We start from the raw sequence: 13,283 nt of genomic DNA, 5'->3' as shown, positions 1-13,283 counted from the left end.
CCGCGGAATAGACAGGAAGTATTCGGCGAAAGCAACCCCGGCCTAAGCCGGCCGGCCGAGCAGGACCCCATCGGCCACGGCCTCGAGCGTCAGCTCCGCGATGGTGCCGGCGGGCAGGGGGGGGCTGCCGGCGGCGAGGCGCACCGGCGCGAAATGATCGGTGTGGCCGGTATCGTGGCGCTCCATGAGCGCCCGGCGCCGCTGCCCGAGCTGGGCGCGCAGAAATCGGTCGAGCGCCGCCTCTCCCTTCTCGCGCAGCCGCGCCGCCCGCTGTTTACGCACTTCCTTCGGCACCTGCGGCATGCGCGCGGCGGGCGTGCCGACCCGCGCCGAATAGGGAAAGACGTGGAGGAAGGTGAGCCCGGCCTCGTCGACGAGGTCGAGCGTGTTCCGGAACATCGCCTCGTCCTCGGTCGGAAAGCCCGCGATCAGGTCGGCGCCGAACACGATGTCGGGCCGCAGGCGCCGCAAATCGGCCGTGACCTCGAGCACGTGCCGGCGCAGATGGCGTCGCTTCATGCGCTTCAGGACGAGATCGTCACCGGCCTGCACGGAAAGATGCAGGTGCGGCATGAGCCGCGGCTCCTCGGCCACGAGGTCGCGAAGGTCGTCATCGATCTCGGCCGGATCGATCGAGGACAGGCGCAGCCTCGAGAGCTCCGGCACCTCCTCGAGCAGGCCCTTCAGCATGGCACCCAGCGTCGGCTGTCCCGGCAAGTCCTTGCCGTAGGAGGTGATGTCCACCCCCGTCACCACGATCTCGCGGTAGCCGGCCGCGACCAGGGTCCGCGCCTGCTCGGCGATCACGGGCAGGGGCACGCTCCGGCTCGGCCCTCGACCGTAAGGGATGATGCAGAAGGTGCAGCGGTGATCGCAGCCCTGCTGCACCTGCAGGAAGGCGCGGGTGCGGCCATCCAGCCCGTCCACGAGATGGTGCGCGGTCTCGCCCACCGTCATGATGTCGCCGACCCGGATCCGCGGGGCCGTGTCGGTCGCGCTCGCGAGCTCCCGCCAGGTCTCGGGCTTGAGCTTCTCGGCGTTGCCGACGACATGGTCGACCTCTGCCATGGCGGCGTAGGCGCCCGAGCTCACCTGCACGCTGCAGCCCGTGACGATGATCCGGGCCGAAGGCCGCTCGCGACGCAGCCGGCGGATGGTCTGGCGTGCCTGCCGCTCGGCCTCGGCCGTGACGGCGCAAGTGTGGACGATCACGGCATCCTTCAGCGCCGCGGCTCCCGCGTGGCGCCGGATCACCTCCGATTCGAAGGTGTTGAGCCGACAGCCGAAGGTGATGACCTCGATCTCGTCAGTCTGCGCCATCGTTCAGAAGCTCTGGGTCGAGCGTGCCCGAGAAGACCTGCGCGGCCGGTCCGATCATGACGACGGACCCGTTGCCCGGCCAGCGGATCTCGAGCGTGCCACCATCCAAGATGAGTTCGGCCGTGTCGCCCGCAAGCCCGAGCCGGCGTGCCGCCACCATCGCGGCGCACGCTCCGCTGCCGCAGGCGAGCGTGAGCCCGGCTCCGCGCTCGAACACCCTGAGCCGGAACCGGCCGGGCGCGAGCGCTTGCGCGAAGCCGATATTGGCCCGCTCCGGGAAGAGCGGATGGCGTTCGAGCAGGGCGCCCAGCCGCGGCACGTCGAGGCTGGCGAGATCGCGCACGAAAAACACCGCATGCGGGTTGCCCATGCTCACGGCGACCGGCCGCGGCAGGCCCTCGACCGCGATCGGCAGGGCTTTCGTGTCGCAGGGCTCGGCCAGCGGGATCTGCCGCCAGTCGAAGCGCGGCTCGCCCATCGCGACCGCGATCCGGCCGTCCGCGAGCCGCTCCGCGACCAGGCGCCGCTCGCCCACGACGATCGAGAGCGGCCCCTGCGCTCCCTCCTCGAACAGAAGGCGCGCGGCGCAACGCGTGCCGTTGCCGCAGGCACCCGACTCGCTGCCGTCGCTGTTGAGAAAGCGCAGCCGGACGTCGGCATCGGCCGCGGGCTCGAGCAGGACGAGCTGGTCGCAGCCGACCCCCCGGTGCCGGTCCGCGATCCGTCGCACCTGTGCCGGGGTCAGGGCGAGCGGCGCTCTTCGCGCGTCCAGCACGACAAAGTCGTTGCCGCAGCCGTGCATCTTGAGGAAGGCAATGGGTGACATGCCGCTCCGGATAGACGGCCCGAAGGCGCAGCGCAACCGGGCCGTGCCGTCCGGAGCCGGCACCGGCTCACCACAGCGACCGGTACACCGCCGAGGACTGCGGGTTGTAGGTCGCGGGCGACAGCTTGTGCGAGCCGGGAACACCGGGCGTGCCGTCACCGTTGAAGTAGGCCTCGAACGCGATCGAGGCGGCGTTGGCGCGCAAGAACTCGGCCATCTTGCGGATGAAGAACGGATTGTCGATACCGGGCCTGGGGCAGGCGTTCCTGGGCCCGCCGATGCCCCACTCCGGAATCGCGAGCCGCTTGCCTTTGGCCTTGGCGTAGGCGAGCCAGGTGCCGAGCCCGGCAGGGGCGCCGGACCTGGTTCGCTTGTTGTAGCGCGCCTGCCAGAGCGCCTCGGTCGTCGCGGGCGGACAACGATCGTAATACTGCGTCCCGATCACGTCGACGTACTCGCTGCCCGGATAGAGCATGTCGACATCGGGATGGGTACCCTCGGTGGCGGCGTTCCAGACGATGGTGAAGGCCTGGCCGGGGGTGGTGCGCAGGTTCTGCACCCAGCGGCGGAAGCAGTTCTTCCAGTTGCCTGCCGAGATCGCGTCCGTGCCGGTGACGGCCCAGGAATACTTGTTGACGAAGTTGAATTCCCAGCCCAGCCGGATCACGGCGCGAGCGCCGCCGCTCGCGACCAGCTTCGCGCCGATCTGCCGCATGTAGCCGTCGAAGGCGCCGCCGGCGCACTGGGCGTGCTGACCGCGATAGGCGTCCGGGAACAGCCCCATGCCGATCACCGGCAGGCCGTAGCGCGTCACCGTCTTGATGTTGCCGGCGCTCTGGACCATGTCCGCCCAGCTTCCTCTGCGGTTGGTGTAGGTCGTACCGACGTCGAGCGGCCGGCCGCGCAGGCTCTCGAGGAGGAAAGCGCCGCTGGAAGCACCCGACGCCCATGGCAGGCCCGAGCGCAGGCCGCCCCAGACGGCCTTCGTGACCGCGGCGGCCTCCGCCTGCGGACCGGCTGCCGCCGGCCGGAGCCCCTGGTCGGGATCTCCTTCGGCAGCGAGCGCGGCGGTGCCGGCGAGCGCCAGGACGGAGACGAGACCGGAAGCCAGAGCGCGCCACGAGCGCTGCGGCTTGCCCGAGGGGGTGATCGCCATTGTTTCTTTCCCGCAGTGACGTTCTTGCTTGGACGTTTCCTCCCGCCGCCCCGCATCGTCGCGGCGGTTGGGTCATTTTTATCGCGTCATGCCGGTGAATGGGATAGTTTTATCAACCAAAAGGTGACTTGAATCTGCCACACTCTTTGTTGCAGATCCGTTCTTTCCCAAGTTTTGCGCGAGCATCTCTGCCACAGGTGCGCGCCCGAGTCGCAGCGGCAGCACCTCGTGGAGGCGGCCACGGAGGGGCGTGCCGCGATCGCGGCGCTGCGCTAAGCTCGCTGCCGACAGGAGAGCGAGGTCGCGATGGGCAAGCCGGTGCAGCAGACCGAATCGATGACCCTGGCCGAGTTCTTGCGGTGGGACGACGGCAGCGACACACGCTACGAGCTGGTGAACGGCGAGCTCGTGGCGATGAACCCACCCATGGCGCCGCACGCGCGCCTGGTGGCCGTCATCGGGGTGGCGCTCGAGCGTCGCCTTCCCCGTGGCTGCGGCGTCTATGCCGCCGGCAGTGCCGTGCTCCCCGGCGACAATCTCAACTACCGTGTCCCCGACCTCGCCGTGTCCTGCACACCCAGCCGGGAGCACTGGGTCGAGGAGCCGCGGCTGGTGGTCGAGATCCTCTCCCGCTCCACCCAGAAGCACGACCTGACCGGCAAGCTCGCCTTCTACCGCTCGATCCCGAGCGTGGACGAGATTCTCTTGGTGCGCTTCGACCAGCGTTGGTGCGAGCTGTGGCAGCGCGTGGGTGACAACTGGTCGATCAAGGACCATATCGGTTCGGCGGAGCTGCCGCTGCGCGTCACGGGCTCGCCGATCCCGCTCGACGAGATCTACGAGCCGCTGGGGCTGTAGCTCCGAGAACGCGCGCCGGACTTGACTTTCGCAGGCCACCGCTTCAGAAGCTTCGGGCTTGCGTCGCCACCGCGGCGCCTTACGTCAAGGCCAGGAGATGGAGCGCGCCCGGCACCTCCGAACAGGCGGCGGTGTCAAGCGCGCGTTTGAGCGTTCATGTTCGAGAGCCTGACCACCCGCCTCACCGGTGTCTTCGACCGCCTCAAGCGGCGTGGCGCCCTGAGCGAATCCGACGTCGCCGAGGCGATGCGGGAGATCCGCATAGCTCTCCTCGAGGCCGACGTGGCGCTGCCCGTGGTCAAGGACTTCGTGGCGAAGGTGCGCGAGCGCGCCGTCGGCCAGGAGGTGATCAAGAGCATCACCCCCGGCCAGATGGTGGTGAAGATCGTCCACGACGAGCTCGTCGCCATCCTCGGCAGCGAATCGAGCGAGCTCAGGCTGGGCAGTCCGCCCGCGGTCGTGCTGATGGCGGGCCTGCAGGGCTCGGGCAAGACCACGACCAGCGCCAAGCTCGCCCGGCGCCTGCGCTCGAGGGAGCGCAGGAAGGTTCTCCTCGCCTCGCTCGACACGCAGCGGCCGGCAGCCCAGACCCAGCTCGAGGTGCTGGCGAGGCAGAGCGAGGTCGCGAGCCTGCCGATCATCCCCGGCCAGGGCGCCCTCGACATCACGCGGCGCGCGCTCGATACCGCGCGCCGCGAGGGCTACGACGTCCTGATCCTCGACACCGCCGGCCGCCTCTCCATCGACGACGCGCTGATGGAGGAGCTCGCGGCCGTCCGCGATCTCGCCAGGCCCAGCGAGACCCTCCTCGTCGCCGACGCGCTCACCGGCCAGGATGCCGTCAACACCGCGCGGATCTTCCACGAGCGGATCGGCATCACCGGCATCGTCCTCACCCGCATGGACGGCGACGCCCGTGGCGGTGCCGCGCTCAGCATGCGCCACGTCACCGGCCAGCCGATCAAGCTCGTCGGCACGGGCGAGAAGCTCGACGCGCTCGAGCCCTTCCACCCCGAGCGGATCGCGTCCCGCATCCTCGACATGGGCGACGTCGTCTCCCTGGTCGAGAAGGCGGCCGAGGTCGTCGACCGGGACGAGGCCGAAAAGCTCGCGAAGAAACTCGCCAAGGGCAGCTTCGACCTTTCCGACCTGCGCACCCAGCTCCAGCAGATGCGCAAGATGGGCGGCATGAAGGGCATCCTCGGCAAGCTGCCCGGCATCCAGAAGGTGCAAAAGCAGCTCGAGGAAGCCAACATCGACGAGAAGCTGCTCGTGCGCCAGTGCGCCATCATCGATTCGATGACGCCGGCCGAGCGCCGCAACGCCGACCTCATCAACGCCTCCAGGAAGCGCCGCATCGCTGCCGGCTCCGGTACCACGGTGCAGGACGTCAACCGCCTGCTGAAGCAGCACCGGCAGATGCAGGACATGATGAAGCGGATGAAGAAGATGGGCGGCCTGCAGAACCTTTTCGGCCGGGGCTTGCCGCCCGGCCTGTTCCCGCGGTGAGGCACCTTCGCGGCGAAGCGGCAAGAAGCGACATCAAAGGAGCATTGGACCAGTCATGGCGGTTCGTATTCGTCTGGCGCGCGGCGGCGCCAAGAAGCGTCCCTTCTACCGGATCGTGGCCGCGGATTCCCGCAGCCCGCGCGACGGCCGCTTCCTCGAGAAGCTCGGCACCTACAACCCGCTCCTGCCGAGCGAGGCCGAGAACCGCGTCGTGCTCAACGAGGAGCGCGTGCGCTACTGGCTGGGCCAGGGCGCGCAGGTGAGCGACCGCGTCGCCCGCTTCCTCGACAAGGCAGGCATCCTGCCGGGTGCGACGCGCCATCGCGGCACCGGCAAACGTGCCGCCGAGATCGCGGCCAAAAAGCAGCAGACCGAGAGCGCGGCCTGAGCCATCGGGTGGACGGCAGGCGATGGCCGGTGGCAGGGGCGAGCCCATGGTATGCGTGGCGCAGGTGGCAACCGCGCACGGCGTGCGCGGCGCCCTGAAGCTGCGCTGCTTCACGGAAGCGCCCGAGAACGTCGCGGCCTATGGCCCCTTGCACGACGAGCAAGGCAACCGGCTGTTCGAGATCCGCATCGTCGGCCGCACGAACGGCGGCGTGATCGCGATGGCCGAAGGTATCGGCGACCGCGATGCCGCCCTGGCGCTGCGCGGCATGCGCCTCTACGTGCCGCGATCGAAGCTGCCCGAGCCGGCGGAGGACGAGTTCTACCACGAGGACCTGATCGGCCTCGTGGCCGAGGACGCGAGCGGCCGGCCGATCGGCGAGGTCTCGGCCGTGTTCGACTTCGGTGCCGGCGACGTGCTCGAGATCACGGGCGCGGACGGGAAGCAGGAGCTGGTGCCGTTCACGCGCGCGGTGGTGCCCACGGTCGACCTCGCGAAAGGGGTCGTCCGGATCGTGCTGCCGGAGGCGGTCGAGGCCGGTGGTGGGGACGAGGCGGAGGCGGAGTCGTGACCCGACCCTGGACCGCGACCGTGCTCACCATCTTTCCCGAGATGTTCCCGGGGCCCTTGGGCCATTCGCTCGCGGGCAAGGCGCTGCAGCGGGATCTGTGGCGGCTCGAGACCGTCAACATCCGCGACTTCACGAGCGATCGTCACCAGACCGTCGACGACACGCCCTTCGGCGGCGGTGCCGGCATGGTGATGCGCCCTGACATCGTGGCGAAGGCGGTCGATCATGCGGTCCAGGAGGGTGCTCCGGGCCCTCTCGTCTACCTGAGCCCGCGCGGCGTGCCTCTGCGTCAGGCCATGGCGCAGGACCTGGCCAAGGGGCCCGGCGTCGTGCTCCTGTGTGGCCGCTATGAGGGTGTGGACCATCGCGTGATCGAGGCGAGAGGCTTTCTCGAGGTCTCGATCGGTGACTTCGTGCTCTCGGGCGGCGAGCTCGCGGCCATGGCGCTGATCGACGCCTGCGTGCGGCTCCTGCCCGGTGTGATCGGCGACGAGGCTTCGCTCAAGGAGGAGAGCTTCGCGAGCGGGCTTCTGGAATACCCCCACTACACCCGGCCGCAGGTGTGGGAGGGGCGCGCGGTGCCCGAGATTCTGCTCTCGGGCCACCATGCCAAGATCGACGCCTGGCGACGCGAGCAGGCGCTCTCGATCACCAAGTCCCGGCGGCCGGATCTGATCGGGACCTCTGGCTAGGAAGCAACGAGCGGCCCCAAGGCTCGGCGGCGGGGTCAGAAGATGAGGACGAAGCGATGAACCTGATCCAAGAGCTCGAGAAGGAGCAGATGGACCGCCTGCTCGCGGAACGGGCCATCCCCGATTTCAAGCCCGGCGACACGCTGCGCGTGAACGTCAAGGTGATCGAGGGCAACCGCGAGCGCGTGCAGGCCTTCGAGGGCGTGTGCATCGCGCGCCGCAACCGCGGCATCAACTCGGCCTTTACCGTCCGCAAGATCTCCTACGGCGAGGGTGTCGAGCGCGTGTTCCCGCTCTATAGCCCCCGCATCGACAGCATCGAGGTCGTCCGTCGCGGTCGCGTGCGCCGGGCGAAGCTCTATTATCTGCGCGGCCGCACCGGCAAGGCGGCCCGCATCGTGGAGCGCCGGGAAGAGCGCGCCGAGGCGAAGCCCGTGGCCGCGGAAGAGTGAGGCCGGCGAGAGGACGAGGTTGAGGAGGATGGGCGCCATGACCGAGGCCCGCACGCTGTTCGACAAGATCTGGGAATCGCACGTCGTCGACGAGCTGCCCGACGGCACCTGCCTCCTCTACATCGACCGCCACCTCGTCCACGAGGTGACGAGCCCGCAGGCTTTCGAGGGCCTGCGGATGACCGGCCGCAAGGTGCGCCGGCCCGACGCCACCCTGGCCGTACCCGACCACAACGTGCCGACCAGCGACCGCTCCGAGCCGATCGCCGACGAGACCTCGCGCATCCAGGTCGAGACGCTCGAGCAGAACTGCAAGGAGTTCGGCATCCAGCTCTTCGGCATGCGCGACGTCCGCCAGGGCATCGTGCACGTCATCGGGCCGGAACAGGGCTTCACGCTGCCCGGCACCACGATCGTCTGCGGCGACAGCCACACCAGCACCCATGGCGCCTTCGGGGCGCTCGCCTTCGGCATCGGCACCTCCGAAGTCGAGCACGTGCTGGCGACCCAGACGCTCGTGCAGAAGCGCCCGAGGACCATGCGGATCAGCGTCGAGGGCGAGCTGCCGGTGGGCTGCACCGCCAAGGACGTGATCCTCGCCATCATCGGCAAGATCGGCACCGCCGGCGGCACCGGCTACGTGATCGAGTACGCCGGCAGCGTCATCCGCGGCCTCTCGATGGAGGGCCGGATGACCGTCTGCAACATGTCGATCGAGGCGGGGGCCCGCGCCGGCCTGATCGCGCCCGACGAGAAGACGATCCGCTACTTCGAGGGTCGACCGATGGCACCCAAGGGCGAGGCCTGGGAGAAGGCCGTCGCCTCGTGGCGCACGCTGCCGACCGACGAGGGGGCGCGCTTCGACACCGAGGTGCACCTCGACGCCGCCACCATCGAGCCCCAGGTCACCTGGGGCACCTCGCCCCAGGACGTGGTGCCGATCACGGGCGCTGTGCCCGACCCGAGGTCGGTCGCCGACGAGAACCGTCGCAAGGCCATGGAGCGGGCGCTGCAGTACATGGGCCTCGAGCCCGGTACGCCCATGGAGCAGATCAAGATCGACACGGTTTTCATCGGCTCCTGCACCAACGGCCGGATCGAGGATCTGCGCACGGTGGCGAAGCTGGTCGCGGGCAAGCGGGTGGCACCCTCGGTCCGCGCCATGATCGTGCCGGGCTCGGGCCTCGTGAAGCAGCAGGCCGAGGCCGAGGGCCTGGACCGGATCTTCAAGGAGGCCGGGTTCGAGTGGCGCGAGGCCGGCTGCTCGATGTGCCTCGGCATGAACCCGGACCAGCTCAAGCCCGGCGAGCGCTGCGCCTCGACCAGCAACCGCAACTTCGAGGGCCGGCAGGGCAAGGGCGGCCGCACCCACCTGCTCTCTCCGGCCATGGCCGCGGCCGCGGCGCTCACGGGCCACCTCGCGGACGTTCGCAAGCTGGTCTGAGGAACCGACCCGCGGCGAGGATCGCTCCTGGTTCTCGCCGCGGGCCTCCGCCCGATCACGCCGGGCGGCCCGAAGCTTCCTCTTCCGGACGCTCCGCCTGCCGTTCGGGTGCCGCGTTCCGGAACGCCGGCAGCTCGCAGCAGGCGGCATCGATCCGGCGGATGGTCGGATAGGATGCCAGATCGCACCCCCAGCGCCGTGCGTTGAACACCTGCGGCACGAGGCACACGTCCGCGAGCGTCGGCGTCTCGCCATGGCAGAACGGGCCGGTCTCGAGGCTCTCCGCCAAGAGCCGCTCGAGAGCCGCGAACCCTTCCCCGATCCAGCGCTCGTACCAGCGCCGCAGGCCCGCCGCATCGAGCCCGAACTCGCGCAAGAGCGCGTCCTGCACGCGCTGGTTGTTCAAGGGCTGGATGTCGCAGGCGATCACGCCCATGAGCGCTCTCACCCGCGCCCTATCCTCGGGCGTCGTCGGCAGCAGCGGCGGCGTGGGATGGCGCTCCTCGAGCCATTCCAGGATCGCGAGCGACTGGATGAACCTTCGCCCCGCCACTTCGAGCGTCGGCACGAAGCCTTGCGGGTTGACGGCGTAATAGCCCGGGTCCTCGACGCCGTTCAGCCGGCTGATCACCACCCGCTCGTAAGCCAGCCCCTTGAGTCCGAGCGCTATCCGCACCCGATAGGCCGCCGAGCTGCTCCAGAAGTCGTAGAGCCTCATGCCGTCGTCCCCGCTGCCGGTGCCAGGCGGCGATAGAACCAGCGCTTCACCGCTTCGACCAGCGCCAGATAGGCCGGCACGGCCGCCGCCAGGAACAGATAGAACCGAGGCGGCGGCGGCACGAAGCCGAACAGCCCGCCCAAGGGCGTCAGCGGCAGGACGGCGCCGAAGGCCGCGATGCCGAGGGACAGTCCCAGCAGCAGCCCATGCGGCCGGCTGCGCCAGGGCGCGCCGCGGGTACGGATGACGAGGATCACGAGCACCTGTGTCGCCAGCGATTCCACGAACCAGCCGGTCTGGAACAGCGTCTCCCCGGCGCCGAACAGCCACCAGAGGGCAGCGAAGGTCAAAAAGTCGAAGAGCGAGCTCACCGGCCCCAGCACCAGCATGAAGCGCTCGATCAGCCTGAAGTCCCAGCGCACCGGCCGCGCCAGTGCTTCCGCGTCCACCCGGTCGAGCGGCACGCCCAGCTCCGAGCCGTCGTAGAGCAGGTTGTTCAAGAGCACCTGGATCGGCAGCATCGGCAGGAACGGCAGGAACAGGGCGGCACCGGCCATGCTGAACATGTTGCCGAAGTTGGAGCTGCTCCCCATCAGGATGTACTTGGTGACGTTCTCGACCGTCCGCCGCCCCTCGAGGATGCCGGCATGGACCACGCCGAGGTCGTGCGCCAGCAGCACGAGGTCGGCCGCCTGCTTCGCCACATCGGCGGCGCTGTCCACCGAGATCCCGACATCGGCCGCGTGCAGCGCCGAGGCGTCGTTGATCCCGTCGCCGAGAAAGCCCGCGACGTGGCCGCGACGCTTCAGGGCCAGGAGCACGCGCCGCTTCTGCTGCGGCGTCACCCGGCAGAACAGGTTCACCGCAGGCAGCCGGGCGAAGAGCGCCTCGTCACTCATCCGTGCCAGCTCCTCGCCCGTGATCACGCCGAGCACGCTCACCCCCAGCTCGCCGCAGACGTGCCGCGTCACCCGCTCGTTGTCCCCGGTCAAGATCTTCACCGCGACGCCGGAGGCCGCGAGCGCCTCGATCGCCGCCGCGGCGTCCGCCTTGGGCGGGTCGAGGAACACGGCGAAGCCCGCGAACACGAGCTCGCTCTCGTCCGGGACGTGCGCGGTTCCGTGCTCCGGGCCCACACTGCGCGAGGCGATCCCGAGCACGCGAAAGCCCTCCTCGCCCAACCGCTCGAACTGCTCTAGCAGCATCCTGTGCGCCCCTCCGTCCAGCGGCAGCACCGAGCCGGGCCCGGCCTCGTAGCGGCTCGAGAGCCGGATCACGTCCTCGGGCGCTCCTTTCACGATCAGAAGGCGTCCCTCCTCGCCCTCGATCAGCACCGAAACCCGCCGGCGCTCGAAGTCGAACGGCACCTCGTCGAGCTTGCGCCAGCCCGAAAGGTCCATCTGCCCGTGCTCGAGCACGGCCTCGTCGAGCGGGCTCCTGATCCCGCTCTCGAAGGCGCTGTTGAGGTAGGCGAGCCGGAAGACGCGCTCGCTCTCCTCCCCGCGAGCGTCGAGGTGGCGGACGAGACGGATCCGCGCCTCGGTCAGCGTCCCGGTCTTGTCGGTGCAGAGCACGTCCATGGCGCCGAGATCGTGGATGGCGGCGAGCCGCTTCACGATCACCCGGCGTCGCGCCATCCGTCGGGCACCACCCGCGAGCGTCACCGTGACGACCATGGGCAGGAGCTCGGGCGTCAGGCCCACCGCCAGCGCCAGCGCGAACATCAGGGATTCGAGCCACGGCCGGTCGAACAGCACGTTCACCACGAGCACGAACAGGACGAGGAACACGGTGAGCCGCAGCATCAAGAAGCCGAAGCGGCGGATGCCGATCTCGAACGCGTCGGGCGGGCGCTGGGCGGCGAGGGCGCCGGCGAGGCCACCCAGCGCGGTGTCGCGCCCGGTGCGGCAGACGAGGACCAGCCCGGTGCCGCTGATGACCGAGGTACCCATGAAGAGTGCGTTGAGGGCGGCCGTCGGATCCGGGGCTGGTACGGCGAGGTCACCGGCCTGCTTCGCCACAGGATAGGGCTCGCCCGTGAGAAGCGCTTGGTTCACGAACAGGTCGTGCGCCTCGAGCAGCCGGCCGTCGGCCGGCACGACGTCCCCGGCCGCAAGCCGGACGACGTCGCCCGGCACCAGCCGGTCCACCGGCTGCACTGCCTCGGTACCGTCCCGCAGCACCTTCGCGGTGAGCGCCACGGAACGCCGCAGCGCCTCCACGGCACCTTCGGCCCGCACCTCCTGCACGAAGTCGAGCACGACGCTCATGAGCACGATGGTGACCACGAGCACGAAGCTCAGGGTCTCGCCGCTCGCCGCCGAGAGTGCGCTCGCGAACAGGAGGATGAGGATCAGAGGATTGCCGAACCGGGCCAGGAACCGTAGCCAGAGCGACCGTGCCGGCCGCGAGAGCGCATCGTTCGGGCCGAAGCGCTCGAGGCGCGCCTCGGCCTCGGCGCTCGTGAGGCCTCTGGACGTCGCTCCGAGGCCCTCCATAAGGGCGGCGAGCGGCCGGTTCCAGAACGCCTCGCCGTCTCCGGACGAGGACGGCTTCCCGCCTCCCGGTCGGGCGGCGTGCAGACTCGCCGACAGCGTCATGGCCCCGTTCCCCACAGGCTCGGTATGAGGGCCTCGACAGTGCCCGATCTGGACAAATGCCTGCAAGCCGGGCACAAGGCCGAGGTTCGATCGATCCTGACGAGTCCCGCCCCATGCAGCCGTTCACGAAGCTCACCGGCATCGCCGCGCCTCTGCCAATGGTCAACGTCGACACCGACCAGATCATCCCGGCCAAGTGGCTGAAGACGATCAAGCGCACCGGCCTCGGTGTCGGCCTGTTCGAATCGTTGCGCTACCTGCCGGACGGCTCGGAGAATCCCGACTTCGTTCTGAACAAGGAGCCTTACCGCCGGGCCCAGATCCTGATCACCGGCCAGAACTTCGGCTGCGGCAGCTCGCGCGAGCACGCGCCCTGGGCGCTCCTCGACTTCGGCATCCGCTGCATCATCGCTCCCAGCTTCGCCGACATCTTCTACAACAACTGCTTCAAGAACGGCATCCTGCCGATCGTGCTCAACAAGGACGAGGTCGATCTTTTGATCCACGAGGCCAGCGTCGCGGCCGACCCCACCTTCACGGTCGACCTCGAGCACCACGTCATCGACCGCCCGACCGGCAACGAGCCGATCCATTTCGAGCTCGATCCCGCGCATCGCGAGAAGCTCCTGAACGGCCTCGACGAGATCGGCCTCACCCTGCAGCAGAGCGAGAAGATCGACCGCTTCGAGGCGGCCCAGCGCATGCGCGCGCCTTGGCTCTACCGCGGCGAGGCCGCCGCCTGACCGGCG

The 13,283-nt window shown here is 69.4% G+C and carries 13 protein-coding genes; 8 read left to right on the top strand and 5 right to left on the bottom strand.

The window, feature by feature from the left end; all coding sequences use genetic code 11:
- Positions 1-42: 42 nt before the first annotated feature.
- The 3 genes from mtaB to U1T56_RS16690 form a co-directional block, all read right to left on the bottom strand.
- On the bottom strand, positions 43-1,320 hold the full coding sequence (gene mtaB, locus U1T56_RS16700; RefSeq protein ID WP_418160625.1) for a tRNA (N(6)-L-threonylcarbamoyladenosine(37)-C(2))-methylthiotransferase MtaB: 1,278 nt from the start codon (positions 1,318-1,320) through the stop codon (positions 43-45).
- Positions 1,307-2,146 (bottom strand): diaminopimelate epimerase, encoded by an 840-nt coding sequence (gene dapF / locus U1T56_RS16695; RefSeq protein ID WP_418160624.1) that lies wholly within the window; start codon positions 2,144-2,146, stop codon positions 1,307-1,309. Before dapF ends, mtaB begins: the two co-directional genes overlap by 14 nt.
- A 67-nt stretch (positions 2,147-2,213) precedes the next feature.
- Positions 2,214-3,302 (bottom strand): glycosyl hydrolase, encoded by a 1,089-nt coding sequence (locus U1T56_RS16690; protein WP_418160623.1) that lies wholly within the window; start codon positions 3,300-3,302, stop codon positions 2,214-2,216.
- A 306-nt stretch (positions 3,303-3,608) separates the two neighbouring features.
- On the opposite strand from U1T56_RS16690, the gene U1T56_RS16685 reads away from it, so the two are divergent.
- The 7 genes from U1T56_RS16685 to leuC all read left to right on the top strand — a co-directional run bounded on the left by U1T56_RS16685 (position 3,609) and on the right by leuC (position 9,216).
- The gene (locus tag U1T56_RS16685) at positions 3,609-4,160 is read left to right on the top strand and encodes a Uma2 family endonuclease (RefSeq protein ID WP_418160622.1); all 552 of its coding nucleotides are present in this window, start codon (positions 3,609-3,611) and stop codon (positions 4,158-4,160) included.
- Positions 4,161-4,316: 156 nt separating this feature from the next.
- Entirely contained in the window at positions 4,317-5,669 is a 1,353-nt protein-coding gene (ffh, locus tag U1T56_RS16680) for a signal recognition particle protein (protein WP_418160621.1), read from the top strand.
- Positions 5,670-5,724: 55 nt separating this feature from the next.
- Positions 5,725-6,057, top strand: coding sequence for a 30S ribosomal protein S16 (gene rpsP / locus U1T56_RS16675; RefSeq protein WP_418160620.1), 333 nt, complete (start codon positions 5,725-5,727; stop codon positions 6,055-6,057).
- Positions 6,058-6,079: 22 nt separating this feature from the next.
- Positions 6,080-6,628, top strand: coding sequence for a ribosome maturation factor RimM (gene rimM / locus U1T56_RS16670; RefSeq protein ID WP_418160619.1), 549 nt, complete (start codon positions 6,080-6,082; stop codon positions 6,626-6,628).
- The gene (trmD, locus tag U1T56_RS16665) at positions 6,625-7,320 is read left to right on the top strand and encodes a tRNA (guanosine(37)-N1)-methyltransferase TrmD (RefSeq protein ID WP_418160618.1); all 696 of its coding nucleotides are present in this window, start codon (positions 6,625-6,627) and stop codon (positions 7,318-7,320) included. The genes rimM and trmD overlap by 4 nt, the downstream gene beginning before the upstream one ends.
- Before the next feature lie 56 nt (positions 7,321-7,376).
- Positions 7,377-7,772: a 50S ribosomal protein L19 gene (gene rplS, locus U1T56_RS16660; protein WP_418160617.1), complete on the top strand. Its 396-nt coding sequence runs from the start codon at positions 7,377-7,379 to the stop codon at positions 7,770-7,772.
- Between the two features lie 37 nt (positions 7,773-7,809).
- Positions 7,810-9,216 (top strand): 3-isopropylmalate dehydratase large subunit, encoded by a 1,407-nt coding sequence (gene leuC / locus U1T56_RS16655; RefSeq protein WP_418160616.1) that lies wholly within the window; start codon positions 7,810-7,812, stop codon positions 9,214-9,216.
- A 55-nt stretch (positions 9,217-9,271) separates the two neighbouring features.
- Here the strand turns inward: leuC and maiA are convergent, their stop codons facing one another.
- Positions 9,272-9,934, bottom strand: coding sequence for a maleylacetoacetate isomerase (gene maiA, locus U1T56_RS16650; protein ID WP_418160615.1), 663 nt, complete (start codon positions 9,932-9,934; stop codon positions 9,272-9,274).
- Positions 9,931-12,534, bottom strand: a complete 2,604-nt coding sequence (gene mgtA, locus U1T56_RS16645) for a magnesium-translocating P-type ATPase (RefSeq protein WP_418160614.1) — start codon at positions 12,532-12,534, stop codon at positions 9,931-9,933. Before mgtA ends, maiA begins: the two co-directional genes overlap by 4 nt.
- A gap of 113 nt (positions 12,535-12,647) precedes the next feature.
- Here mgtA and leuD point away from each other — a divergent pair, with 113 nt between their 5' ends.
- A complete protein-coding gene (gene leuD / locus U1T56_RS16640; protein ID WP_418160613.1) occupies positions 12,648-13,277 on the top strand; it encodes a 3-isopropylmalate dehydratase small subunit in 630 nt (209 codons plus the stop codon).
- Positions 13,278-13,283: the final 6 nt, after the last annotated feature.

The sequence above is a fragment of the Benzoatithermus flavus genome, assembly GCF_037908215.1.
GTDB lineage: Bacteria > Pseudomonadota > Alphaproteobacteria > Geminicoccales > Geminicoccaceae > Benzoatithermus > Benzoatithermus flavus.
Note: the sequence above shows the minus strand (reverse complement) of the source record. Positions and strands in the feature narration are given on the sequence as shown.

Coding starts and splice junctions, on each gene's coding strand:
- mtaB (WP_418160625.1), bottom strand. CDS start 1,320: ATGGCGCAGACTGACGAGATCGAGGTCATCACCTTCGGCTGTCGGCTC.
- dapF (WP_418160624.1), bottom strand. CDS start 2,146: ATGTCACCCATTGCCTTCCTCAAGATGCACGGCTGCGGCAACGACTTT.
- U1T56_RS16690 (WP_418160623.1), bottom strand. CDS start 3,302: ATGGCGATCACCCCCTCGGGCAAGCCGCAGCGCTCGTGGCGCGCTCTG.
- U1T56_RS16685 (WP_418160622.1), top strand. CDS start 3,609: ATGGGCAAGCCGGTGCAGCAGACCGAATCGATGACCCTGGCCGAGTTC.
- ffh (WP_418160621.1), top strand. CDS start 4,317: ATGTTCGAGAGCCTGACCACCCGCCTCACCGGTGTCTTCGACCGCCTC.
- rpsP (WP_418160620.1), top strand. CDS start 5,725: ATGGCGGTTCGTATTCGTCTGGCGCGCGGCGGCGCCAAGAAGCGTCCC.
- rimM (WP_418160619.1), top strand. CDS start 6,080: ATGGCCGGTGGCAGGGGCGAGCCCATGGTATGCGTGGCGCAGGTGGCA.
- rplS (WP_418160617.1), top strand. CDS start 7,377: ATGAACCTGATCCAAGAGCTCGAGAAGGAGCAGATGGACCGCCTGCTC.
- leuC (WP_418160616.1), top strand. CDS start 7,810: ATGACCGAGGCCCGCACGCTGTTCGACAAGATCTGGGAATCGCACGTC.
- maiA (WP_418160615.1), bottom strand. CDS start 9,934: ATGAGGCTCTACGACTTCTGGAGCAGCTCGGCGGCCTATCGGGTGCGG.
- mgtA (WP_418160614.1), bottom strand. CDS start 12,534: ATGACGCTGTCGGCGAGTCTGCACGCCGCCCGACCGGGAGGCGGGAAG.
- leuD (WP_418160613.1), top strand. CDS start 12,648: ATGCAGCCGTTCACGAAGCTCACCGGCATCGCCGCGCCTCTGCCAATG.